The sequence below is a fragment of the Cellulosimicrobium sp. BMG9.23 genome (genome assembly GCF_059159985.1).
In genome coordinates, this window is record NZ_JBZGBZ010000010.1 from 99,351 (window position 1) to 122,242 (window position 22,892).

Below are 22,892 nucleotides of genomic sequence, written 5' to 3' on the forward strand. Positions count from 1 at the left end.
ACACGACCGGCCAGAGCACCAGCGAGCACGACACCATCGGGAAGAGCTCCGCCGGGCCGCTGCGGGTGGCGGTGCTCGGCGCCGCCGGTCGCATGGGTGCGACCGTGTGCGCGGCGGTCGACGGCGCCCCCGACCTCGAGCTCGTCGCGCGACTGGACGCGGGCGACACGGTCTCGGCCGCGACGCTCGGCGGCGCGGACGTCGCGGTCGACTTCACCGTCCCATCCGCGACGGAGGCGAACGTCCACGCCCTCATCGACGCCGGGGTGCACGCGGTGGTGGGGACGACGGGCTGGACCGACGAGAGCCGGGGCCGCCTCGTCGAGCACCTCGATCGCGCGGCAGGCGACGGGCGTCCGGGTCTCGGCGTCCTCATCGCCCCGAACTTCGGGCTCTCCGCCGTGCTCGCGATGACGTTCGCGGCCAAGGCCGCGCGCTACTTCGAGTCGGCCGAGGTGATCGAGCTGCACCACCCGGACAAGGTCGACGCGCCGTCGGGCACCGCGCGGCACACCGCCGCGGCGATCGCCTCGGCCCGTGCCGACGCGGGCCTCGGGCCCGCGCCCGACGCCACGGAGACGGGCTGGGAGGCCCGCGGGGCCGACGTCGACGGCGTGCGTGTGCACGCGGTGCGGCTGCGCGGTCTCGTCGCGCACGAGGAGATCCTCTTCGGCAACCCCGGGGAGCAGCTCGTCATCCGGCAGGACTCGTTCGACCGGGTGTCGTTCATGCCCGGCGTGCTGCTCGCCGTGCGTGAGGTCGTGTCGCGCCCGGGCCTGACCGTCGGCCTCGAGAACGTCCTGGACCTCGCGTGAGCCGCGACGGCCTGCCCGACGCGACCGGCGCTGCCGGCGACCCGGTCGCGCCGCGGGCACGCCGGCCGTGGAAGGCGATCGTCGGCGCGGTGCTCGTCACCGCGCTGCTCGCGCTCTACGTGTGGCAGGTCGCGGGCCGCGCCGCTGCCTTGATCCGGACCGGGGAGCCGGCCGCGATGGCGATCGGTGCCGGCGTGCTCGTCCTGCCGCTCCTGGTCGTCGGCCTCGTGGGGCGCGAGTTCCTCCTCGCGGGGACCGTGCAGCGGATGGCGGACGAGCTCGCCGGCTCCGGGCGGCTGCCCGTCGACGACCTGCCGCGGTCACCGGGCGGACGCATCGACCGGTCGGCCGCGGACGAGGCGTTCGGTCCGTACCGGGCGGCGGTCGAGGCCGAGCCGGAGAGCTGGGCGGCCTGGTACCACCTCGCGTTCGCGTACGACGCCGCGGGGGACCGGAAGCGTGCCCGCGGGGCGCTGCGCTCGGCCGCGCGCCTGTACCGCACTCGTCCGCGCTGACCGGCCGGTCCGCTGCCCGTGCCCTTCGAGGGCGGGCCGTCAGACCTCCGCGACCCACCGGTGCTCGACGACGTCCCGCAGGCCCGTCGCGAGGGTGCGGGTCCGGCCGTCCGGTCCGAGCCCCGCGCCGGAGAGGAACGCCTCGCGCCCGGCGTCGCCGTCGAGGACCCACGTGACGACCTCGCTCGCGCCGTCGCGCCGGAGCCGGTCCACGGCGGCGGCCAGCAGGCGCGAGCCGTGGCCCCCGCGCTGGTGCCGCGGCTCGACCTCGAGCGCCAGGAGCTGGCCGGGCGCGACGGCCGCGAAGCCCACGACGTCGGCGCCGTCGCACGCGACGAGCACCCCGAATCCGGGACCGGGCGGCGACGAGATCGCGGCCGCCCACTGCTCGCGCATGCGGACGGTGTCCAGCGCGTCGAGGACGTCGTCGCCGAGCACGTCGTGGTGGTCGGCACGCCACGCGCCCACCTGGATCGCGGTCATCGCGACGTCGTCGCCGGGGACCGCGGGTCGTACGGAGACGTCGGCGGTCTCGCGGAAGAGGCTCATGGACCCACCCTAGGCGGGCGAGCTCTGCGCACGGTCAGCCCCAGCCGAGCGCACGCAGTCCTGCGGCGGTCGCGGCGGCGAGGAGCACGACGACGATGAACGGCGCGCGCAGCGCGAGCGCGACGGCGGCGACGGCGAGCGCCGGGAGCCGGGCGTCGACGACGATCGCCTGCCCTGCGGCGAGCGTCTGCACGGCCACGAGCGCCCCGAGGAGGGAGGCCGTGACGAGGGCGGCCATCCGGGCGACGCGCTCGTCGGCGAGCCAGTGCTCGGGCACGAGGTGGCCCGCGAGCTTGAGCGCGAAGCAGACCGCGGAGGCGGCGAGGACGACGAACCACACGGTGGCGGGGGACATCAGGACTCCTTCCGCGGGCGGCGTCGGGCCTCGACCTGCCCGACGACGATCGCCGTGGCCGCTGCGGCGAGCACGGGCAGGCCCGGGGGCACGAGCGGGATGAGGACGACGGAGACGACGACCGCGGCCGCGACCGTGAGCTGCACGGCCCGCGTCGCGAGGCGCGGCCACAGGAGGGCGAGGAACGCCGCGCCGGCGGCGGCGTCGAGTCCCCAGGTGCGCGGGTCACCGAGCGCGTCGCCCGCGAGCGCCCCCACGAGGGTCATGAGGTTCCAGAGCACGAAGACCCCCGCGCCCGTGAGCCAGAAGCCGACGCGTGCGGCACGGCGCGAGCGCTGCGCCGTCGCGACGGCGGCGGACTCGTCGATCGTCAGCTGCGCGCCGAGCACCTTCTGCCACGCGCGCAGCGCGAGGAGCGGCCCGAGCTGCGCGCCGTAGAGGCTGTTGCGCACCCCCAGGAGACCCGCGGTGGTGATCGCGGCGGCCGCCGTGCCGCCCGCGCCGACGACGCCGACGAGCGCGAACTGCGACCCGCCCGAGAACATGAGCAGGCTCAGCGCCATCGTCTGCGCGACGTCGAGCCCCGCGACGACCGACAGCGCGCCGAACGAGACGCCGTAGAGCCCGGTCGCGACGGAGACGGACACGGCCTGCCGGACGGCGCCGCGGACCTCGTCCTCGACGGCGGCCTCGACCGCGTCCTCGACGCCCTCCGGCTCCGTCACGCGTGCGGGTCCGCGGGTCCCTCGCCCGCGGCGGCGGCGTTCGCCGCGCGCTGGTGCGCCGTGAGGGACATCCGGTCGATCGCGGCGAGGGCGAGGGCCGAGACGACGAACGCGAGGTGGATGATCGTCTGCCACATCATCTGCGTGCCCGTGTAGTTCTGGCTGTCGATGAACGTGCGCAGCAGGTGGATGGACGAGATCCCGATGATCGACATCGCAAGCTTCGTCTTGAGCACGTTCGCGTTGACGTGGCTCAGCCACTCCGGCTGGTCGGGGTGACCCTCGAGCCGGATCCGCGAGACGAACGTCTCGTACCCGCCGACGATGACCATGATGAGCAGGTTCGAGATCATCACGACGTCGACGAGGCCGAGTACCGCGAGCATGATCTCCTCGGCGCCGAAGACGTGCGCGACCATCTCGTGCGTCTCCGGGTCCTCGACCGCGTGCTCGCCCGTGAAGCCGCCCACGATGAGGTGCCACAGCTCCTTGAGGAACTGCCACACGTAGACGACCTGCGCGACGATGAGACCGAAGTACAGCGGCGCCTGCAGCCAGCGGGACGCGAAGATCATGTAGCCGACCGCCGTGACGCGCGCGCTCGGCGACGGGAGGTTCGGGGCGGTCGGGGCGGGTGTGCGACGGGCACGGGCGTGGTCTCTCCGGAGGGTCGGGCGGCGCGGGGGAGCGGGTGCGCTGCGCTCGGCGAGGCAGGGCGGCGTCAGGCTACCAACGTGCGCCGACGCTCCGGTGAACCGTCCCCGAGGTCCGCGCCACGGCCGTCGCAGAGGGCGCGGCGGTCAGAGCGCGACGTACACCGTCTCCTGGAACTCCTCGAGCCCGGCCTCGCCACCCTCGCGGCCCAGCCCGGACTGCTTGAGGCCCCCGAAGGGCGCGCTCGCGTCGGAGACCATGCCGCGGTTGATGCCGATCATCCCCGCCTCGATCTCCTCCGAGACGCGGACGGCGCGGTCGAGCGACGTCGTGTACGCGTAGGCGGCGAGACCGTACTCGGTCGCGTTGGCCATCGCGATGCCCTCGTCGTCGTCGCCGAAGGCGACCACGGGTGCGACCGGACCGAAGATCTCCTCGGTGACCACGCGCGCGTCGGGGTCCACGCCGGACAGGACCGTGGGTGCGTAGAAGTGCCCGACGTCGCGGGGCCGGCGCGCGCCGGTGAGGACCTGGGCGCCGCCGTCGGACGCCGCCCCGACGAGCTCCTCGACGGCGTCCACCGCCTTCGCCTCGATGAGCGGCCCGACCTGCACGCCGTCCTCGGCGCCCGGTCCGACGCGCAGGTCCTCGAACGCGGTGGCGAGGCGCTGCGCGAACTCGCGCGCCACGGCGTCGTGCACGAGGAAGCGGTTGGCGGCGACGCAGCTCTGGCCGGCGTTGCGCAGCTTGGCGACGAGCGCGCCCTCGACCGCGGCGTCGAGGTCGGCGTCGGCGAAGACGACGAACGGCGCGTTGCCGCCGAGCTCCATCGAGGTCCGCAGCACCTGCTGCGCGGCCTTCTCCAGCAGCGTGCGGCCGACGGCCGTCGAGCCCGTGAACGACAGCTTGCGCAGGCGCGGGTCGGCGAGCAGGGGCTCGCTGACGTCCGCCGCGCGCGACGAGGGCACGACGTTGACGACCCCCACCGGCAGGCCGCGCTCGGCGAGCTCGGACCGGATGACCTCCGCGACGAGCGCCGTCGTGAGGGGCGTGAGGCGTGCGGGCTTGATGACGACCGGGCAGCCGGCGGCGAGCGCCGGGCCGATCTTGCGCGTGGCCATCGCGATGGGGAAGTTCCACGGCGTGATGAGCAGGGCCGGGCCGACCGGGCGGCGATGGACCAGCTGCCGGTTGCCGCCGGCCGGGGCCGTGCGTACGAGACCCTCCGCGCGGACGGCCTGCTCGGCGTACCAGCGCAGGAAGTCGGCGCCGTACAGCACCTCGGCGCGGGCCTCCGCGAGCGGCTTGCCGCACTCCGCCGTGATGAGGGCCGCGACGTCGTCGGCGCGTGCGACGAGCCGGTCGTAGACGGCGCGCAGGACCTCGCCACGCTCGCGCGGCGGCGTCGCGCGCCACGCGGGCGCTGCCCGGTGCGCGGCGTCCAGGGCGCGCAGGGCATCCGCCGGGCTCGCGTCGGCGACGTCGAACAGCGACTCCTCGGTCGCCGGGTCCTCGACCTCGAACGTCCGCCCGCCCTCGGCCGGTCCCCAGCGGCCGTCCACGAGCAGGCCCGTGGGCACGTGCGCGACGAGCGCGGGGGACAGGTGGGACGCCGACGCCGGACGGGACATGGTCCGAGTATCGCCCCAACCTCCGGACGGCGCAGCGCCCGGCGGTGTCCGGCACGGTAGTTTGTGCACATGGTCCTTCCCACCACCCCCGCGCGCCCGTTCGGGGCCGTCCTCACCGCGATGATCACCCCGATGACGCCCGACGGCGCCATCGACCTCGAGGCGGCGGCACGGCTCGCGGAGCGTCTGGTGGACGACGGCAACGACGGGCTGGTGCTCAACGGCACGACGGGGGAGTCCCCGACCACCCACGCCCCGGAGAAGGCGGACCTCGTGCGCGTCGTCGTCGAGGCCGTGGGCGACCGGGCCGCGGTCGTCGCAGGGGCTGGCTCCAACGACACGGACCACGCGCTGCGGATGGCCGAGCATGCCGCCGAGGCCGGGGCCGACGGCCTGCTGGTCGTCTCGCCCTACTACTCGCGGCCGAACCAGGAAGGCCTCTACCGGCACTTCGTCGCCGTCGCGGACGCCACCGACCTGCCCGTCATGCTCTACGACGTCCCCGGCCGCACCGCGGTCCGGATCGCGGCCGACACCTATGCACGTGTCGCCGCGCACGAGCGGGTCGTCGCGACGAAGGACGCGTCGGGCGACGTGTACGCGGCCGCCACGCTCGCCGCCTCGACCGGTCTCGCCGTGTACAGCGGGGACGACACGCTGCTGCTCCCGTTCCTCGCGCACGGCGGGGCGGGCATCGTCGGGGTCGCCTCCCACGTGGTCGGGTCGCGGTACGCCGAGGTCGTCCGCCGGTTCGACGCGGGCGACCACGCCGGCGCCCTCGAGGTATTCCTCACCACCGTGCCCGTCATCGACGCGCTCAACGGCGCCGGGTTCCAGGCCGGTATGGCCAAGGCCGCCGTCGAGCTGCTCGGCATCACCGACAACCGCCACCTGCGGCTGCCCAACGTCGCGGCGAGCGAGGAGGAGGTCGCGCTCGTGCGCGACGCCCTCGCGGCCGCGGGGCTGCTTCCCGCGGTCGCCTCGGCCGCGCGGTAGCGCGGCCACCCAGACATCGATCCATCGGCTCAGCCACGACAGGAGGCCCTATGAGCCACCCCCATCCCGAACTCTCCCTGCCTCCCGAGCTCCCGGCCGGAGGGCTGCGCATCGTCGCCCTCGGCGGGCTCGGCGAGGTCGGGCGCAACATGGCCGTCCTCGAGTACGACGGGCGCCTGCTCGTCATCGACTGCGGCGTCCTCTTCCCCGAGGACAACCAGCCGGGCGTCGACCTCATCCTCCCGGACTTCGACTACATCGCCGACCGTCTGGACGACATCGAGGCGATCGTCCTCACGCACGGCCACGAGGACCACATCGGCGCGGTGCCGTACCTGCTGCGCCTGCGTCGCGACATCCCGCTCGTCGGGTCGCAGCTGACGCTCGCGTTCGTCGAGGCGAAGCTCAAGGAGCACCGCATCGCGCCCGTGACGCTCGCCGTCAAGGAGGGGCAGGTCGAGCAGCTCGGCGTGTTCCGCTGCGAGTTCGTCGCAGTGAACCACTCCATCCCGGACGCGCTCGCGGTCGCCGTCACCACCGGTGCCGGCACGGTCCTGCACACCGGCGACTTCAAGATGGACCAGCTCCCGATGGACGGCCGCATCACCGACCTGCGCGCGTTCGCACGCCTCGGCGAGCAGGGCGTCGACCTCTTCATGGTCGACTCCACCAACGCCGAGGTCCCCGGCTTCGTCACGCCCGAGGTCGAGATCGGCCCCGTGCTCGACAACGTCTTCGCGCAGTCGGAGAAGCGCATCATCGTCGCGTCCTTCTCCTCGCACGTGCACCGCGTCCAGCAGGTCCTCAACGCGGCGCACCACCACGGCCGCCGCGTCGCGCTCGTCGGGCGCTCGATGGTCCGCAACATGACCATCGCGTCCGAGCTCGGGTACCTGCACGTGCCCGAGGGCGTGCTCATCGACCTCAAGAAGGTCGACTCGCTGCGCGACGACGAGATCGTCCTCATGTGCACGGGGTCGCAGGGCGAGCCCATGGCCGCGCTGAGCCGCATGGCGAACGGTGACCACAAGGTCTCCGTCGGCATGGGGGACACCGTGATCCTCGCGTCGTCGCTCATCCCGGGCAACGAGAACGCCGTCTTCCGGATCATCAACGGCCTCACTCGGCTCGGGGCACGCGTCGTGCACGGCGGCAACGCCAAGGTGCACGTGTCCGGGCACGCGAGCGCGGGCGAGCTGCTCTACTGCTACAACGTGCTCAAGCCGAAGAACGTCATGCCCGTGCACGGCGAGGTCCGCCACCTCGTCGCGAACGGGGCGCTCGCGGTCCGCACCGGCGTGCCGGCGGACCGGGTCGTGCTCGCCGAGGACGGGGTCGTGGTCGACCTCGTCGACGGCAAGGCGTCCGTCGTCGGTGCGGTGCCGTGCGGCTACGTGTACGTCGACGGGTCGAGCGTCGGCGAGATCACGGACGCCGAGCTCAAGGACCGCCGCATCCTGGGCGAGGAGGGCTTCGTGTCCGTCTTCGTCGTGGTCGACTCCGCGACCGGGAAGGTGCTCGCCGGGCCGCAGATCCTCGCGCGCGGCTTCGCCGAGGACGACGCGGTGTTCGAGGGCATCCGGCCCGACGTGGTCCAGGCGCTCGAGGATGCGATCGCCGGCGGGGCGACGGACACGCATCAGCTCCAGCAGGTGATGCGCCGCGTCATCGGCCGCTGGGTGTCGAACCGACTGCGCCGTCGACCGATGATCGTCCCGGTGGTCGTGGAGGCCTGACGCCGGACACGTGCTCCTCGGGCTCGGCGGGATCGCTATGCTGGCGCCCCGCTCGAGCCCGAGGAGGCTGCAGTGACGCACCACGAGTCCTACGGGGGGCCGCCCCAGGGGCCGCCGCCAAACCTTCCGCCCGGTCCGCCCGCGTACGGCGCCCAGCCCGCGTACGGCGTACCGCCCGCGTACGGCGTACCGCCCGCGTACGGCGCGCAGGCCCCGTACGGCGCACCGCCTGCGCACGGCGTCCGGGCCCCGTACGGCGGATACACGCCGCTCCCGACGGTGCCGGGAGGTCTCGGCACGGCGAGCATCGTGCTGGCCGCGGCCGTGACGGTGCTTCAGGCGGCCTCCTGGCTCACGTCGTTCTCGGCGGCGGAAGAGTTCGCGCAGGCGGCGCGGGTCGGCATCCCGAGCGCCGAGGTGTTCACGACGTGCGACGCCGTCGGCGGCGTGCTCGTGGCCGCGCAGCTCGCGGCGGCGATCGTCACGTGCGTGTGGCTGTGGCAGAGCCGCACCTTCGCGGAGGCCGTCTCGCCCAGGGCGCACCACGCACGCAGTCGGGTATGGACCTGGCTGGGGTGGATCGTGCCGGTCGTCGCGTTCTGGTTCCCGTACCAGGTCGTGCGCGACGTGCGCGCGGCCACGGTGCGCGACCCGCGCGTCGCCCTCGGCTGGTGGTGGGCCGGGTGGCTGCTCTTCGGTCTGGCGACCAACGTCGAGGCCCAGTTCACGTCGTCCTCGTCGGCCGGCGCGTACGAGACGTTCACCATCCTGCCCGTCGCCGAGACGGTCGGTACGGCCGCAGTCGCCCTCGCACTCGTGATGTGGGTCCGGGTGGTCCGGGAGATCACGGCCGGCCAGCGAGCCGCGGCGGCTCCCGACCCGGCCGGGGCGCCCTGGTCCTGACGGCGACGAGCGCGCGGGTCGGGCGGGTGCCGGGTGCCTCGGCCCGACCCGCGCTCCGGGGTCAGGCCGTCGCAGGTGCGGTGAGAGCGCGGCCGACCGCGACGGTCGCCGCGGCGTAGTGCGCTTCGCGTGCCGCCTCGTCACCGGGGACGAGGCCGGAGAGCTCGAGCGACGCGAGCCCGTGCACCAGTCCCCACAGACCGAACGCGACGTCCTGGACCCGGCTCGGGCCGGCGCCGGGAAGGACCCGCGCGACGGCGTCGCGCAGGACGCCGAACGTGGGCTGCGCGACGGCGTCCGGGGCACCGATCGCAGGACGCACGCCGCGCCCGAACATGGCCGCGTAGAAGTGCGGGTCGCTGACCGCGAAGGCCCGGTACGCGAGGCCGAGCGCGGCGAGGTCGGCGCCCGGCTCGTCGGTGCGCGGGACGGCGTCGAGGAACGCGGCGAACCGGCGGAAACCCTCGGCGGAGACAGCGGCGACGAGGTCGTCGCGGCTGCCGAACAGCGCGTACACCGCGGACGGGCTCGTGCCCGCCTCGGTCGCGATCGACCGGACGGTGACGGCGGCCTCGCCGTGCTCGGAGATCGCGCGCGACGCCACGTCGAGGAGGCGGTCGCGCAGGGCGTCGTCGTGCAGTCGGGGGCGAGCCACGGACCAAGTCTAGAGACCTTGACCCTGGTTTGCGAACGGTGTTCTATAACAGTGTTCGCAAACCCGTCCGCAGTGGCGGACGAGGTCCCGCCGTCCTCGGAGGTCCCCCGTGCTCGAGCTCACCGACCCCGCCCGCATCACCGCGGGCATCGTCCTCCTCACCGTCGTCGGCATCGAGTCGGGCGGCGCGTTCCTCGTGCGGGTGGTCACGGGCAAGGTCGCCGCGACCGGCTTCCAGACGTCGTTCTTCCGCGCCGGGCACGCGCACGCCGGCGTGCTCGTCATCCTCGGGCTCGTCTGCGTCCTGCTCGCCGAGGCGACGGATCTCACCGGGTTCTGGCGCTGGCTCGGTGCGACCGGAGTCCTGGTCGCCGCGATCGTCATGCCCGCCGGGTTCTTCCTCTCGGCGATCGGTGCCGGGCGTGAGGTGCCCAACCGCGCCGTCGTGCTGCTGCCGGTGGGCGCCACGGTCCTCGCGGCAGGCGTCGTCACGCTCGGGCTCGGCCTGCTCCCGGCGTGACACCTCGCGGCCGTCGCGTCGCGAGCGCGTCGGCCGTCAGGAGCGCAGCGCCGCGAGCTGGTCGGTGTGCCAGTCGGCGACGTAGCCGGCCAGCCGGGGGTCCTCGACGGCGGGGCCGCCCGACGCGGCCCGCTCCAGCGCGTCGAGGTACGCGCGGTCCGCGGCGAACCGGCGAGCGACGGCCGACGGCCCGGCGGCGGGGGAGCCGTGGCCCGGCACGAGCACCCGCACGTCGCGCCCCGCATCCTCGAGGACGTCGAGCGCGGCACGGTACGTGCCGACCGGGTCGGGTGCGCTCGTGTCGACGAGCGGCACCTCGGTGTCGGACAGCATGTCGCCGGCGAGCAGGACTCCCGCGACGACGACCCCGGCGTGGCCCGGCGCGTGCGCGTCGTGCTCGACGACGCGAGGCGGGACGACCGGTTCCTCGGGCCACGGGAGGGCGTCCGCGGCATCGGGGAGCGCGTCGAGGACGCCCACGAGAGCGGGGTCGTGCCCGGGGGCGCCGGCCTGGGCCGCCGCCAGGACCTCGCCCCGCCGTCGCCGCAGGTCGACCGCCGCGCGCGCCGTCGTCCACCGCGGCACGCGGCCGAGGCCCTGGTGCCAGAGCACGTGGTCCCAGTGCGGATGTGTCGAGAACCCGGCGGTGACGCGCCAGCCGCGCGCCGCGACCGTGCCCGCGAGCGCCTCGCACTCGGCGACGGTCACGCCCGGGTCCACGACCAGCGCCTCGCCGGTGCGCGTCACGACGACGGTGGAGGTGGTCGTCCAGATCGTCGAGGTCGCGACGTGGACACCTCGCGCGACCTCCACGAGGGGTCTCGTGCGGCGGGCGTCCGGAGCTCTCCGTGCCGGACCCGTCATGTCGACCTCCCTCGCAGACACACGTGGGCGCGTCCCCGCCCGTGTCGTCCCCCACGGGTAGGTTAGGACCACTATGGCGACCCGTACGTCCCCGCAAGCGCGTCGGGCCGCGGCCAACCGCAGCACGACCGCCAGGACGGCGTCGCGCGGCGGTTCGTCCACGGCCCGCGGAGCGTCGCGCGCGGGCGGCGGTCGCCAGAGCACCTCGACCCGGCGTGCGCCGGCGAGGCGACCGGCGTCGCAGCCCCCGTGGCCCGTGCGAGCGCTGCGCGGGCTCTGGCTCGGCGCGGCCCACGGCGTGGGGGCGGTCACCCGCAAGATCGGTAAGGGAGCGAGAGAGCTGGACCCCGCACATCGACGCGACGGCGTCGCGTTCTTCCTGCTCGCCCTCGCGGTGGTCGTGGCCGCCCGGGAGTGGTGGGGCATCTCCGGCACGTTCGGTGACGTGGTGCACGCCGTCGTCGCGGGCACGTTCGGGCTCGCCGGGGTCGCCGTCCCCGTCCTGCTCCTGTGGCTCGCCGTGCGGATCATGCGGCATCCCGAGCGTGCGCAGGCGAACTCGCGCGTCGCGATCGGGCTCACGCTGATCGTCGTCTCCGTGTGCTCCCTCGTGCACGTCGCGGAGGACCTGCCCGCCCCGCGCGGCGGTTTCGCCGCGGTGCAGGACGCCGGGGGGATCATCGGCTACCTCGTCGCCACGCCCGTGACGACCGGCCTCACCGAGTGGTTCGCCGTCCCGATCTTCCTGCTCCTCGGGTTCTTCGGCCTGCTCGTCGTGACCGCGACGCCCGTCCACCGCATCCCGAGCCGGCTGCGTGGCCTCTACGACACGCTCACCGGCAACCACCACGAGGACGCGGAGACGGACGCGGACGGGCTTCCGCTGGCCGCGGGCGTGTCTCGGCACGACGGCAGCGAGGACGGCGCTCCGACCGGTCGACGGCCCCGCAAGCCCCGCAAGACGAAGGCCCAGCGGGCCGCGGAGGCCGCCGAGATCGAGAAGCCGGAGGGCGGCTTCGCCGGCGACGAGGCCTTCGAGACGGCAGCTTTCCTGGACTACGAGGACGGTGCGGCACGTCGGGGCAAGGGTCGCAAGGGCGCGGACGACCCGGCCCCGGGGACTGCGCCCACCGAGGCCGTCCCGGCAGTCGGACCGGTCGCGGGCTCGGGCGCGGCGCAGGACACCGCGGCCACCGGGCTCGGCGCCGTCGCGGCCACCCCCGACGACGGCCCGGGCGGCATCCCCGCTCCGCCGCCCCCGAGCGCGCCGCTGCCGCGCGGCGTGCAGCCCATGCTCGAGGGCGACACCGTGTACCTCCTGCCGAACGAGGACTCGCTGGTCAAGGGCGCGCCGCACAAGGTGCGCTCGGCCGCGAACGACCGCGTCGTCGAGGCACTCACGCAGACGTTCGAGCAGTTCGAGGTCGACGCGAAGGTCACGGGCTTCACACGCGGCCCGACGGTGACCCGGTACGAGGTCGAGGTCGGACCGAAGGTCAAGGTCGAGCGCATCACGTCGCTGTCCAACAACATCGCCTACGCGGTGGCGAGCGCCGACGTGCGCATCCTCGCGCCGATCCCGGGCAAGTCCGCGATCGGGATCGAGATCCCCAACACCGACCGCGAGACGGTCGTCCTCGGCGACGTCCTGCGATCCTCCGCGGCGCGGCGCACCGAGCACCCGATGGTCATGGGCGTCGGCAAGGACGTCGAGGGCGGCTACGTCGTCGCCAACCTCGCGAAGATGCCGCACATCCTCGTCGCGGGCGCCACGGGCGCCGGCAAGTCGAGCTTCATCAACTCGATGATCACGTCGATCCTCATGCGCTCCACGCCGGAGCAGGTGCGGCTCGTGCTCGTCGACCCCAAGCGTGTCGAGCTGACGATCTACGAGGGCATCCCGCACCTCATCACGCCGATCATCACCAACCCCAAGAAGGCCGCCGAGGCGCTCGACTGGGTCGTGCGGGAGATGGACGCGCGCTACGACGACCTCGCGGCGTTCGGCTACAAGCACATCGACGACTTCAACGCCGCGGTGCGCTCGGGGAAGGTCAAGCCGCTCCCGGGCTCCGAGCGCAAGATCGCGACGTACCCGTACCTGCTCGTCGTCGTCGACGAGCTGGCGGACCTCATGATGGTCGCGCCGCGCGACGTCGAGTCCTCGATCCAGCGCATCACGCAGCTCGCACGCGCCGCGGGCATCCACCTCGTGCTCGCGACGCAGCGCCCGTCAGTCGACGTCGTCACCGGGCTCATCAAGGCGAACGTCCCGTCGCGCCTCGCGTTCGCGACGTCGTCGCTCGCCGACTCGCGCGTCGTGCTCGACCAGCCGGGCGCGGAGAAGCTCATCGGGCAGGGCGACGCGCTCTTCCTGCCCATGGGGGCGGCCAAGCCCATGCGCGTCCAGGGGGCGTGGGTCTCCGAGTCCGAGGTCCACTCGGTGGTCGAGCACGTCAAGGCCCAGCTCAAACCCGTTTACCGCGAGGACGTCGCGCAGTCCGTCACGAAGAAGCAGGTCGACGAGGACATCGGCGACGACCTGGACCTGCTCCTGCAGGCGGCCGAGCTGGTCGTGACGTCGCAGTTCGGCTCGACGTCCATGCTGCAGCGCAAGCTCCGCGTCGGGTTCGCCAAGGCGGGGCGGCTCATGGACCTCCTGGAGTCGCGCGAGATCGTCGGTCCCTCGGAGGGGTCGAAGGCGCGCGAGGTGCTCGTCACGCCGGAGGAGCTCCCGTCAGCGCTCGCCCTGATCCGCGGCGAGCCCGCGCAGGAGGTCTTCGACGGTCAGGCCGAGGCGGCCGCACCGGGCGGCGCGGCCACCGGGCGCGACTACTCCGACGGCACCGACGGTCATCGCCCGCCCGTCGCGCAGGAGTACCACGACGGTGCGGACGTCGAACCGGGCTGGCGCTGAGCGAGACCGCACCTCGATCAGGTCGGGGTGATCGACGACGACCGGCTCGTACCCGAGGCGCTGGTCCGGTAGGGGCTGAGGGCCGCGACCGCTCCGGCGCCTCCGTGCCGACGGCGGTGCGCACCCGGTCCAGACGATCGCTCAGCGCGGCGACCGACAGGCTGCCCTCGCCGGGAGCCGCGAGCGCGTCGACGAGGGCCCGCACGCGGTGGCCGGCGCGCCGGTCGACCGTGATCGGGGTCCAGTCGACACCGGTCACGTACGCCGGACCGTCGGCCGGCCGGGTGACGGTCGCCGTGAGCAGGAGGCCCGAGTCGGTGCGCGGGTCGCAGCAGTCGCCGTCCTGGTTGGAGACGAGGTTGCCCAGTCCGTAGGCCACCCACATGCCCGTGCCGCCGGGCCCTCCGGGCAGGCGCGACACGGGCTGGGGGACGTGGGCGTGGTGCCCGAGTACCAGGTCCACCTGGCCGGACCCGGCGAGCGCGGCGGCGACCTCGAGCTGCTGCGCGTTCGGCGTCGAGGTGTACTCCACCCCGGCGTGGACGCTCACGACGACGACCTGCGCCCCGGCCGCGCGGGCCGCGGTGGCGCTCGCGACGAGAGCGTCGGCGTCGAGCAGCGTGACCGACCAGGGCGCGTCGGCGGGGATCGGGAGGCCGTTCGTGCCGAAGGTCGCCGAGAGGTGAGCGACGGTCACGTCCCGGCCGTGCCGCGTCAGGGTGTAGAGCTGCGGTGCCGCGGCCTCCTCCGGGGTCCTGGCCGTCCCGACGTGACCCAGCCCGGCGGCGTCGAGCGCGTCGAGCGTCGTCACGACCCCGGCGGTCGAGCGGTCCACCGAGTGGTTCGACGCCGTCGAGCAGCCGTCCCAGCCCTGCTCGGCCAGGTCGCGCGCCAGCTCGGGGGGCGCGGCGTAGACCGGGTACCCGCTCGGCGCGGTCCCCGGCGGCGCGAGCGGGACCTCGAGGTGGCACAGCGCGAGGTCGACGCCCTGGACCCACGGGTCGAGCGACGCGAGAAGTGGGCTGAAGTCGTAGCCCTCGGCCGTCCGGGCGGAGACGTTCACCGGCATGTTCGTGAGCACGTCGCCGGTGGCGGCGATCGTGAAGACGGCATCAGGTACCGGGGCGACGGCCGGTTCGGGGGCGACGTCCGCCGCGCCGGCGGAGGGATCGTCGGCGAGCGACGTCGCGGATGCCGGGGCAGGTCCGGCGGCCCGGCCGAGGGCGGAGGCTCCCGAGCCGGCCGCGGCGGCGAGGACCGCTACCGCGACACCGGCGCCCAGGGCACGCGTCGGCCGCCGGGTCCCGCGGCGTTGGTGGCGTGGCACGGGCGGGAGCGTACCGCGGTCGGCCGACCGCCCGGCTGCCCCTAGGCTGGGTTCGTGGTCACAGCCGTCCCGTCACCGTGGAACTCCGCGAACATCGTCACGATGATCCGGATCGTCCTCGTCCCCGTCTTCGCGTGGACGCTCCTCGTCGACGGCGGAGACTCCGTGACGTGGCGGCTCGTCGCGACCGGGACCTTCGTCCTCGCCGCGGCGTCCGACCGTCTCGACGGCTATCTCGCGCGGCGCTACGAGCTCGTGACGGACCTCGGCAAGCTGCTCGACCCCATCGCGGACAAGCTCCTGATCGGCACGGCGCTCGTGCTGCTCGCGTGGCCGCTCGGCGAGCTGCCCTGGTGGGTGCCGGTCGTCGTCCTGGTGCGTGAGCTCGGCATCACGGTCATGCGCCTCGCGGTGCTCAAGTACGCGGTCATGCCCGCGTCGCGCGGCGGGAAGCTCAAGACGGTCCTCCAGTCCGTGGCGATCACGCTCTTCCTCCTGCCGCTCGCCCACCTGCCCGCCTGGATCGGCGTCGTCGCGTGGGTCGTGCTCGGGGCCGCGATCGTCGTCACCGTCGTGACGGGCGTCGAGTACGCCTACCAGGGCTGGCGCCTGCGCCGTGACGCGATCCGGAGCGCGCGTGCCGAGGCCGGGCAGGGACCGGCGACCGTCCGGTGACCGGGCCGGCCGAACGCCTGCTCGCCGCGCTCGAGGCGCGGGGGTGGACGGCTGCGACGGCCGAGTCGCTCACGGGCGGTCTCGTCGCGGCGGCGCTCGTCGACGTGCCCGGCGCGTCCCGTGTCCTGCGCGGGGGAGTCGTGGCGTACGTGACCGACGTCAAGGCGTCGCTCCTGGGAGTCGACGCCGCGCTCCTGGCCCGCCGCGGCGCCGTCGACCCGGACGTCGCGACGCAGATGGCTTCGGGCGTGCGGACGGCCCTCGGCGCCGACGTCGGCCTGGCGACGACCGGCGTCGCAGGACCCGACCCGCAGGACGGCCACCCGCCGGGTCTCGTCCACGTCGCCGTGCGGACGCCGACGGACGAGGCCGTCCGCACGCTGCAGGTGACGGGCGACCGTGGCGAGGTGCGCCGCGCGGCGACGGGCGCCGTCCTCGAGCTCGCGCTGCGGCTCAGCGCCGCAGGCGCGGACAGCACGGGCGACGACGGTCGGGGCGCAGGCGCGTACGGGTGAAATCCTGTCCGCCGACGGTGCTCGTGCGCGCACGGCGTGGAGGGACCGTGAAGCCGGCCCCGGTGGGCCGGAAGCAGGCGCCCGAGCGGGAACAACACCCCTGGGTGGCGCGTTGCACAGCACGTGATCGCGAACAGGACCGCCAGCCGCCCCGTCGGCCGTCCGGACGCCGCCTCGCCGGGACGTCCAGGGAGCCGGACCGGGGACGTGAGCGGGCAGCGCGCGGGGTACGGTAGGACGACCCCCGCGCGCGGGGTACGTACGAGCACCAACAGTTCGCGCACCCAGGTGGGAGCCCGGCCGGCTCCCGGGGGCGCACGGGACACGGAAGGGGGCCGCCAGATGATTGTTCTTCGACGCGAGATCGGGGACGTGCTGCGAGACGCTCGCCAGCGACAGGGGCGCACCCTGCGCGAGGTGTCCTCCGCCGCACGTGTCTCGCTCGGGTACCTGAGCGAGGTCGAGCGCGGCCAGAAGGAAGCGTCGTCCGAGCTGCTCGGGTCGATCTGCGAGGCGCTCGACGTCCCGCTGTCGCTCGTGCTGCGCGAGGTCAGCGACCGCGTGGCCGTCGCCGAGGGTCTGCTCATCCCGGACACGATCCCGGCCGACTTCGCGACGGCCGTGCTCGGGCGCCAGCACCCCGACGGGACGACGCGCCGCGAAGACCTGCAGCCGGTCGGCTGACCGCAGGTCGCCTGCCCGGCATCGGGTGGGCGGCCTCAGTCGTGCTGGCTCTGGCACGACGGACAGTAGAAGATCGGCCGGTCGTAGGGCGGTTCGTTCGCCCGACCGACCTCGACGGGCGTGCCGCACCGGTGGCACGCCCGTCCTTCACGTCCGTGGACGTGCCGGACGTAGCCCGCACCGCGCGAGAACCCGTTCTGCACGCTGTGCTGCACCAGGCGGCGCGCGGTGAGCAGGAGCTCGGCGAGGTCGGGCACGTCCCGCACGGGCGTCCACGGCCAGATCCCCAGGGCGTACAGCGGCTCCGCGGTCCAGATGGTGCCGAGCCCGGCGACCAGGTGCTGGTCGAGCAGGGCCTCCGCCACGGGGACGCCGGTCGCGACCCGCTCCGGGCGGTGACGCGGTCCGCGCCCGCCGACGGCGTCGTCGGCCAGGAGGCGGTCGACGGCCTCGTGCACGCCGCGCTCGGGGAAGTCGACGGCGAGGACGTCGGGTCCGAGCGCTCCGACGATCCGGTGCTCGTCCGCCGTGCGGAGCACGTGGAGCATGCCGATGCGCACACCGAGGGCCGTCCACCAGGCGTTCGCGAGGACGACGCGCACGGTCGGACCGGCACCGCGCGCCGACGACGTGCCGGTGCGCGCGACGTGCCACTCGCCCTCCATCCGCAGGTGGGTGTGCAGCGACCAGCCGTCGTCGAACCGCGTGAGCAGGTGCTTGCCGTACGGCACGACGGACGTCACCGTCCGGCCGACGAGGTCGTGCTCCGCAGCGCTCGGCCAACGCAGCTCCGAGCGCACGACCTCGCGGCCGGTGAGCGCCTCGTCGAGCCGTGTCGCCGTGAGGCGCACGACGTCACCCTCGGGCACGCACCCCTCCTCTCACGCTGCCCCTCACGCCGCCCGGAGGCCGCGCGGGGTCGCGCGGAAGCCCGCGTCGAGCAGCGCGCGCGCGGCCTCGTCCGCCGGCGTGCGCGACGTCCCGGCGCTCGCGAGGGCGTCCACGCCGTCGATGCGCTGCACGACGACCTTGCCGAGGCGACCCGCCCGGACGGCGTCGACGAGCGCGGCGCACGCGTCGGCGAGCCGGTGGCCCTCGACGAAGGACAGCACGGAGCGCCCCCCACGCTCGACGTAGAGCGCGAGGTCGCCCTCGCTCAGCACCACGACGGCGCCGGCCTTGCGGCCCGGTCTGTGCCCGGTCGCCTGCCCGACCGCGCCGTCCTCGGCCGCTCCCGGGCGCGCCGGCCACGCGAGGGCCGCGCCGTAGGGGTTGGCCGGGTCGGTCGCGGCGAGCAGGAGCGCGCCCGGCCGGGTGCCGCCGGCGCCGGGCGCCGCCTCGAGCGCCCGCTCTCGGTCGAGGCCGTCGGTGCGCAGCTGGTCCACGGCACCGGGGAGCGCGAACTGCGAGCCGCCGAGGTGCTCGACGAAGTACCCGCGACGCGCCGCACCGGTCGCCTCGAGCTCGGTGAGCACGCGGTACACGTTCCGGAACGATCCCGCGACGCCCTCGGCGGGCGCGACCGCCCGGGTCAGCACGCCGTGACGGTCGAGCAGCACGCGCGCGAGGGCGTGGGCGCGGCGGGTCAGGTCCTGCTCGCGCTCGGGGAGCGCCGACCAGCGGCCGCCTCCGCCGCGCAGGGTCGTCTCGGGCACGCGCGAGCGCGCCGGCGGTCCCAGCCCGGCGAAGCGCGACCGGGCCATCGGGCGGGCACGTGCCGGCGCCCGCGGTGCCCGGTGCGCGCCGCCGGCGCTCCCGAGCCGCGAGCGCAGCGCCCCGAACCCGTCGTTGGTGACGTGCCCGGCCCAGACGAGCTCCCACAGCGCGTCGAGGGTCGGTCCCAGCTGGGCCCCTGCGCGCTCGGCGAGCACGGGGAGGAAGTAGCCCCCGGAGCCGCGGAGCAGGTCGAGGAGCGTCTGCGCGAGCGGGCCGTCCGGCGCCGGTCCCTCGTCGGGCAGGGTGAGCGGCGCCCAGTCGGCGAGGTGGAGGCTCACGAGGCCGTCCCCACCTCCCGAGCCGGGGAGCGGCGCGTGACCGCACCACACGACCTCGCCCGCCGTCGTCAGCTCGTCGAGCATCGTCGGCGTGTAGTCGCGCACGCGCGCCGGCAGGACGAGGGTCTCGAGAGCCGACGCCGGCACGGCCGCGCCGGAGAGCTGCTCGACGACCCGCAGCACGCCGTCCGTGCCGCGGAGCTGGCCGAGCCCCTGCCAGCGCGGCAGGAACACGCCCAGCGTCTCGGACGGCACGGGTTCGACCTCGGCGCGCAGCGCCGCGAGCGAGCGACGACGCAGCACGCGCAGCACCTCGGCGTCGCACCAGTCGTCGCCCGTGCCGCCGAGCGACTCGGGCCGCAGCCGTCCCCGCACCACGAGCCGCGCCGCCTCGAGCCGCTCGAGCGCGTGCAGCACGACGGCGACGCCGAGACCCAGGCGCGCCGCGAGGTCGTGCGCGGAGAACGGTCCGCGCGTGCGCGCATGACGGCGCACGAGGTCGCCCAGCGGGTCGGGGACCGGCTCCGTGAACACCTCGGGGATGCCGACGGGCAGGGCGACGCCGAGCGCGTCGCGCAGCCGGCCGGCGTCCTCGACGACGGCCCACTGGCCGGCACGGTCGTCCGCGACGCCGGCGAGCCGGACCGCGATCACGCGCCGGGTCGCGGCGAGCTCGCCGAGCCAGTCGTCGACGGCGCCCCGCACGTCCTCGCGGGTGCGCGCCGCGAGCTCGTCGCGCGTCAGGGGGCCGAGGCGGCGCAGCACGTCCCACAGGTCCTCGGCGTGCCGCGCCTGCCGCTCGGGCGTGAGCGCGCCGCGCTCGGCCTCCGTCCGCTCGATCGCGGCCGGGTCGAGGAGGTCTGCGAGCTGCGCGCTCACTCCGTCGCCGCCGAGCAGCTCCGCGAGCAGCGTCGGGTCGAGCGAGAGCGCCGCCGCCCGGCGCTCGGCGAGCGGGGCGTCGCCGTCGTAGAGGAACTGGGCCGTGTAGCCGAACAGCAGGGACTGGGCGAAGGGCGACGGGGTCGGCGTGGTCACCTCGACGAGCCGGACCCGTCCCTGCTCGAGGTCGCGCATGAGCCCGGTGAGGGCGGCGACGTCGAAGTCGTCCTGCAGGCACTCGCGCGCGGCCTCGAGGACGATGGGGAACTCGGGGTACTGCGACGCGACGGAGAGCAGCTGGGCCGAGCGCTGGCGCTGCTGCCACAGCGGCTGGCGCCGGTCGGGCCGGCGCCGAGGGAGGAGCAGCGCGCGGGCCGCGGCCTCGCGGAACCGCGACGCGAACATGACCGACCCGCCGAGCTCGGAACGCACCGCGGCGAGCACGTCGTCGGGGTCGAGCAGCAGGTCCTCGACGGGTACCGGGGTGTCACCGCGCGACCGGTCGTCGTCGCCTCCCGTGCCCGGAGCCGCGTCGAGCCACGAGTCGCCGGCGTCGGGCAGGCGCAGGACGATGCCGTCGTCGGCGTGCATCGCGGCGGCGTCGACGCCGTAGCGCTCGCGCAGGCGGGCCGCGAGCACGAGCGCCCACGGCGCGTGCACCTTCGCGCCATAGGGCGAGTGCACCACGACGCGCCAGTCGCCGAGCTCGTCGCGGAACCGCTCGACGACGACGGTGCGGTCGTCGGGCACGCGCCCCGTCGCGGCCCGCTGCTCGTCGAGGTAGGCGACGAGGTTGTCGGAGGCCCACTCGTCGAGACCGGCGTCGGCGAGACGTGACCGGGCGGCGTCGCCGTCGGTCGCGACGAGCCCGTCGATCTCGCGCACCCAGGCGCCGAGCGCCCGCCCGAGCTCCGCCGGGCGCCCGGGGGAGTCGCCCTTCCAGAACGGCAGCCGCCCGGGGATGCCGGGCGCCGGCGTCACGAGGACCTGGTCGGGCGTGATGTCCTCGATGCGCCACGTGCTCGACCCGAGGGTGAACGTGTCGCCGACGCGCGACTCGTAGACCATCTCCTCGTCGAGCTCGCCGACACGCTTGCCCCCGCGCGGTGCACGGCCGCGCCCCGCGGTCTCGCCGTCCCCGTCCGGGGCGGAGGTCGTGTCGGCCCCGGTCGCGAGGAACACGCCGTACAGCCCGCGGTCGGGGATGGTCCCGCCGCTCGTCGCGGCGAGACGCAGCGCGCCTGGGCGGCCCGTGAGCCGGCCCGACGCGCGGTCCCACACGATGCGTGCACGGAGCTCGCCGAAGTCCTCGCTCGGGTAGCGACCCGCGAGCATGTCGAGCACGGCGTGCAGCGACGCGTCCCCGAGGTGGGCGTACGGTGCGCTGCGGCGCACGAGCGCGGCGACCTCGTCCACGGTCCACGCGTCGACTGCGACCATCGCCACGACCTGCTGGGCGAGCACGTCGAGCGGGTTCGACAGGACGTGCAGCTCCTCGATGCCGCCTGTGCGCATCCGCTCCGCGACCACGGCGGAGGGGACGAGGTCGCCGCGGTGCGTCGGGAAGACGACGCCGTGCGAGACGGCGCCCACCTGGTGGCCCGCGCGGCCGATGCGCTGCAGCCCGGACGCGACCGACGGCGGCGCCCCCACCTGGACCACGAGGTCGACGGCGCCCATGTCGATCCCGAGCTCGAGGCTCGACGTCGCGACGACCGCGGGCAGCCGCCCGTCCTTGAGCTCCGTCTCCGTGCGGGTGCGCTCGGCGCGGCTCATCGAGCCGTGGTGCGCGCGGGCGATGACGGGCTCCACCCCGGAGCTCGCGCCCGACTGCGCCTGGACCTGCGCCGCGGTCACGGTGCCGGGGTCGAGCACGTCCTCGCCCTGGCGCTCGGCCCACAGCTCGTTCATGCGGGCCGTGAGGCGCTCGGCGCCGCGTCGCGAGTTGGTGAAGACCAGCGTGGAGCGATGGGCGGCCACGAGGTCGACGACGCGCTCCTCGACGTGCGGCCACACCGACGGCCGGGGCGGCCGGGCGCCGTCGGACCCGCCGGGCCGCGAGGTGGCCGGGCCGGAGAGGTCGGGCTCACCGGGCGGCAGCGGGACCAGACCTGGCAGACCGCCGGGCCCGCTCTCGACGGCGCGGGGCCGGGCCCGGGGCGCCGACAGGTCCGCGAGGTCCGGGACGGGGACCACCACGTCGACGTCGATCCGCTTGGTCGACGGGGGCTGGACGACGACGACCTCGCGCCCGCCGTCGGCCTGGGCGCGGTGCCCTCCGAGGAAGCTCGCGACGGCCTCGACCGGGCGGACCGTCGCCGACAGGCCCACGCGCTGCGCCGGCGGGCGCTCGTGCGCCGCGAGGAGCGCGTCGAGCCGCTCGAGCGAGACGGCGAGGTGGGCGCCGCGCTTCGTGCCCGCCACGGCGTGGATCTCGTCGACGATCACGGTCTCGACCCCGACGAGACCCGCACGCGCCTGGGACGTCAGCACGAGGAACAGCGACTCGGGCGTCGTGATGAGGATGTCGGGCGGGTGGGTGGCGAGACGGCGCCGCTCGGTCGCGGGCGTGTCGCCGGTGCGCGTGCCGACGACGACGTCGGGCACGTCCTGGCCCAGGCGCACCGCGGCCTGGCGGATGCCTGCGAGCGGGGAGCGCAGGTTGCGCTCGACGTCGGCTGCGAGCGCCTTGAGCGGCGACACGTAGAGAACACGGCACCGCTGCTCGCGCTCCGGGTGGGGTGTCGTCATGATCCGGTCGAGCGACCACAGGAAGGCGGCGAGCGTCTTGCCCGAGCCCGTCGGTGCGACGACGAGGGCGTGCCGGTCGCCCGACACGGCCTCCCAGGCGCCGGCCTGGGCGGCCGTCGGGGCCTCGAACGCACCCGCGAACCACGCGCGCGTCGGCGCGGCGAAGCGCGCGAGCGGGCCAGGAGGGTCGAGGGTCACGCCGTCATTCTCGCCGCGACCACCCACACGCGCT

At 75.0% G+C, this 22,892-nt stretch carries 19 protein-coding genes and 1 pseudogene; 10 read left to right on the forward strand and 10 right to left on the reverse strand.

The genetic code is table 11. The features are described from left to right. The first annotated feature begins 71 nt into the window (after nucleotides 1-71). Together dapB and AC4H2G_RS18130 are read left to right on the forward strand one after the other, a co-directional pair. Complete coding sequence (gene dapB / locus AC4H2G_RS18125; protein ID WP_494367243.1) at nucleotides 72-815, forward strand: 4-hydroxy-tetrahydrodipicolinate reductase; 744 nt, start codon at nucleotides 72-74, stop codon at nucleotides 813-815. After that, nucleotides 812-1,330 carry a hypothetical protein gene (locus tag AC4H2G_RS18130; protein WP_494367129.1) on the forward strand — a complete coding sequence of 173 codons (519 nt, stop codon included), beginning with the start codon at nucleotides 812-814 and terminating at the stop codon, nucleotides 1,328-1,330. Before dapB ends, AC4H2G_RS18130 begins: the two co-directional genes overlap by 4 nt. A 39-nt stretch (nucleotides 1,331-1,369) precedes the next feature. Here AC4H2G_RS18130 and AC4H2G_RS18135 read toward each other — a convergent pair whose 3' ends face one another. The 5 genes from AC4H2G_RS18135 to AC4H2G_RS18155 all read right to left on the reverse strand — a co-directional run bounded on the left by AC4H2G_RS18135 (nucleotide 1,370) and on the right by AC4H2G_RS18155 (nucleotide 5,244). Next, nucleotides 1,370-1,879: a GNAT family N-acetyltransferase gene (locus AC4H2G_RS18135; protein ID WP_494367130.1), complete on the reverse strand. Its 510-nt coding sequence runs from the start codon at nucleotides 1,877-1,879 to the stop codon at nucleotides 1,370-1,372. Nucleotides 1,880-1,913: 34 nt separating this feature from the next. Further along, on the reverse strand, nucleotides 1,914-2,234 hold the full coding sequence (locus AC4H2G_RS18140) for an AzlD domain-containing protein (protein ID WP_494367131.1): 321 nt from the start codon (nucleotides 2,232-2,234) through the stop codon (nucleotides 1,914-1,916). Continuing rightward, nucleotides 2,234-2,959 (reverse strand): AzlC family ABC transporter permease, encoded by a 726-nt coding sequence (locus AC4H2G_RS18145; RefSeq protein ID WP_494367132.1) that lies wholly within the window; start codon nucleotides 2,957-2,959, stop codon nucleotides 2,234-2,236. Before AC4H2G_RS18145 ends, AC4H2G_RS18140 begins: the two co-directional genes overlap by 1 nt. Beyond that, complete coding sequence (locus AC4H2G_RS18150) at nucleotides 2,956-3,534, reverse strand: TIGR00645 family protein (RefSeq protein ID WP_494367133.1); 579 nt, start codon at nucleotides 3,532-3,534, stop codon at nucleotides 2,956-2,958. Before AC4H2G_RS18150 ends, AC4H2G_RS18145 begins: the two co-directional genes overlap by 4 nt. Before the next feature lie 225 nt (nucleotides 3,535-3,759). Further along, on the reverse strand, nucleotides 3,760-5,244 hold the full coding sequence (locus tag AC4H2G_RS18155; protein ID WP_494367134.1) for an NAD-dependent succinate-semialdehyde dehydrogenase: 1,485 nt from the start codon (nucleotides 5,242-5,244) through the stop codon (nucleotides 3,760-3,762). Between the two features lie 69 nt (nucleotides 5,245-5,313). Here AC4H2G_RS18155 and dapA point away from each other — a divergent pair, with 69 nt between their 5' ends. From dapA to AC4H2G_RS18170, 3 genes are all read left to right on the forward strand, one after another. After that, nucleotides 5,314-6,240, forward strand: a complete 927-nt coding sequence (dapA, locus tag AC4H2G_RS18160) for a 4-hydroxy-tetrahydrodipicolinate synthase (RefSeq protein ID WP_494367135.1) — start codon at nucleotides 5,314-5,316, stop codon at nucleotides 6,238-6,240. A gap of 50 nt (nucleotides 6,241-6,290) precedes the next feature. Then, nucleotides 6,291-7,976, forward strand: coding sequence for a ribonuclease J (locus AC4H2G_RS18165; RefSeq protein WP_494367136.1), 1,686 nt, complete (start codon nucleotides 6,291-6,293; stop codon nucleotides 7,974-7,976). 72 nt (nucleotides 7,977-8,048) lie between these two features. Further along, nucleotides 8,049-8,879 carry a DUF4328 domain-containing protein gene (locus tag AC4H2G_RS18170; protein WP_494367137.1) on the forward strand — a complete coding sequence of 277 codons (831 nt, stop codon included), beginning with the start codon at nucleotides 8,049-8,051 and terminating at the stop codon, nucleotides 8,877-8,879. A 61-nt stretch (nucleotides 8,880-8,940) separates the two neighbouring features. Here the strand turns inward: AC4H2G_RS18170 and AC4H2G_RS18175 are convergent, their stop codons facing one another. Then, nucleotides 8,941-9,534, reverse strand: a complete 594-nt coding sequence (locus AC4H2G_RS18175) for a TetR/AcrR family transcriptional regulator (RefSeq protein ID WP_494367138.1) — start codon at nucleotides 9,532-9,534, stop codon at nucleotides 8,941-8,943. A gap of 109 nt (nucleotides 9,535-9,643) precedes the next feature. Here AC4H2G_RS18175 and AC4H2G_RS18180 point away from each other — a divergent pair, with 109 nt between their 5' ends. Then, nucleotides 9,644-10,054, forward strand: a complete 411-nt coding sequence (locus tag AC4H2G_RS18180) for a hypothetical protein (RefSeq protein WP_494367139.1) — start codon at nucleotides 9,644-9,646, stop codon at nucleotides 10,052-10,054. Between the two features lie 36 nt (nucleotides 10,055-10,090). Here the strand turns inward: AC4H2G_RS18180 and AC4H2G_RS18185 are convergent, their stop codons facing one another. Further along, nucleotides 10,091-10,918, reverse strand: a complete 828-nt coding sequence (locus AC4H2G_RS18185) for an MBL fold metallo-hydrolase (protein ID WP_494367140.1) — start codon at nucleotides 10,916-10,918, stop codon at nucleotides 10,091-10,093. Between the two features lie 256 nt (nucleotides 10,919-11,174). On the opposite strand from AC4H2G_RS18185, the gene AC4H2G_RS18190 reads away from it, so the two are divergent. Continuing rightward, nucleotides 11,175-13,835, forward strand: coding sequence for an FtsK/SpoIIIE family DNA translocase (locus AC4H2G_RS18190; protein WP_494367141.1), 2,661 nt, complete (start codon nucleotides 11,175-11,177; stop codon nucleotides 13,833-13,835). 403 nt (nucleotides 13,836-14,238) lie between these two features. Here AC4H2G_RS18190 and AC4H2G_RS18195 read toward each other — a convergent pair. Then, nucleotides 14,239-14,904: pseudogene (locus AC4H2G_RS18195) on the reverse strand (CapA family protein); the annotation flags it as partial. Nucleotides 14,905-15,216: 312 nt separating this feature from the next. Between AC4H2G_RS18195 and pgsA the strand changes: the two are divergent. From pgsA to AC4H2G_RS18210, 3 genes are all read left to right on the forward strand, one after another. After that, the gene (pgsA, locus tag AC4H2G_RS18200) at nucleotides 15,217-15,837 is read left to right on the forward strand and encodes a CDP-diacylglycerol--glycerol-3-phosphate 3-phosphatidyltransferase (RefSeq protein WP_494367142.1); all 621 of its coding nucleotides are present in this window, start codon (nucleotides 15,217-15,219) and stop codon (nucleotides 15,835-15,837) included. Next, nucleotides 15,834-16,352: a CinA family protein gene (locus tag AC4H2G_RS18205; RefSeq protein ID WP_494367143.1), complete on the forward strand. Its 519-nt coding sequence runs from the start codon at nucleotides 15,834-15,836 to the stop codon at nucleotides 16,350-16,352. Before pgsA ends, AC4H2G_RS18205 begins: the two co-directional genes overlap by 4 nt. A gap of 342 nt (nucleotides 16,353-16,694) precedes the next feature. Continuing rightward, the gene (locus AC4H2G_RS18210; RefSeq protein ID WP_494367144.1) at nucleotides 16,695-17,036 is read left to right on the forward strand and encodes a helix-turn-helix domain-containing protein; all 342 of its coding nucleotides are present in this window, start codon (nucleotides 16,695-16,697) and stop codon (nucleotides 17,034-17,036) included. A 35-nt stretch (nucleotides 17,037-17,071) separates the two neighbouring features. Here the strand turns inward: AC4H2G_RS18210 and AC4H2G_RS18215 are convergent, their stop codons facing one another. Continuing rightward, nucleotides 17,072-17,905, reverse strand: coding sequence for a DNA-formamidopyrimidine glycosylase family protein (locus AC4H2G_RS18215; protein ID WP_494367145.1), 834 nt, complete (start codon nucleotides 17,903-17,905; stop codon nucleotides 17,072-17,074). Nucleotides 17,906-17,929: 24 nt separating this feature from the next. Beyond that, nucleotides 17,930-22,858, reverse strand: a complete 4,929-nt coding sequence (locus AC4H2G_RS18220) for an Lhr family ATP-dependent helicase (protein WP_494367146.1) — start codon at nucleotides 22,856-22,858, stop codon at nucleotides 17,930-17,932. Nucleotides 22,859-22,892 lie beyond the last annotated feature (34 nt).

Coding starts and splice junctions, on each gene's coding strand:
- AC4H2G_RS18135 (WP_494367130.1), bottom strand. CDS start 1,879: ATGAGCCTCTTCCGCGAGACCGCCGACGTCTCCGTACGACCCGCGGTC.
- AC4H2G_RS18140 (WP_494367131.1), bottom strand. CDS start 2,234: ATGTCCCCCGCCACCGTGTGGTTCGTCGTCCTCGCCGCCTCCGCGGTC.
- AC4H2G_RS18150 (WP_494367133.1), bottom strand. CDS start 3,534: ATGATCTTCGCGTCCCGCTGGCTGCAGGCGCCGCTGTACTTCGGTCTC.
- AC4H2G_RS18155 (WP_494367134.1), bottom strand. CDS start 5,244: ATGTCCCGTCCGGCGTCGGCGTCCCACCTGTCCCCCGCGCTCGTCGCG.
- dapA (WP_494367135.1), top strand. CDS start 5,314: ATGGTCCTTCCCACCACCCCCGCGCGCCCGTTCGGGGCCGTCCTCACC.
- AC4H2G_RS18165 (WP_494367136.1), top strand. CDS start 6,291: ATGAGCCACCCCCATCCCGAACTCTCCCTGCCTCCCGAGCTCCCGGCC.
- AC4H2G_RS18185 (WP_494367140.1), bottom strand. CDS start 10,918: ATGACGGGTCCGGCACGGAGAGCTCCGGACGCCCGCCGCACGAGACCC.
- AC4H2G_RS18210 (WP_494367144.1), top strand. CDS start 16,695: ATGATTGTTCTTCGACGCGAGATCGGGGACGTGCTGCGAGACGCTCGC.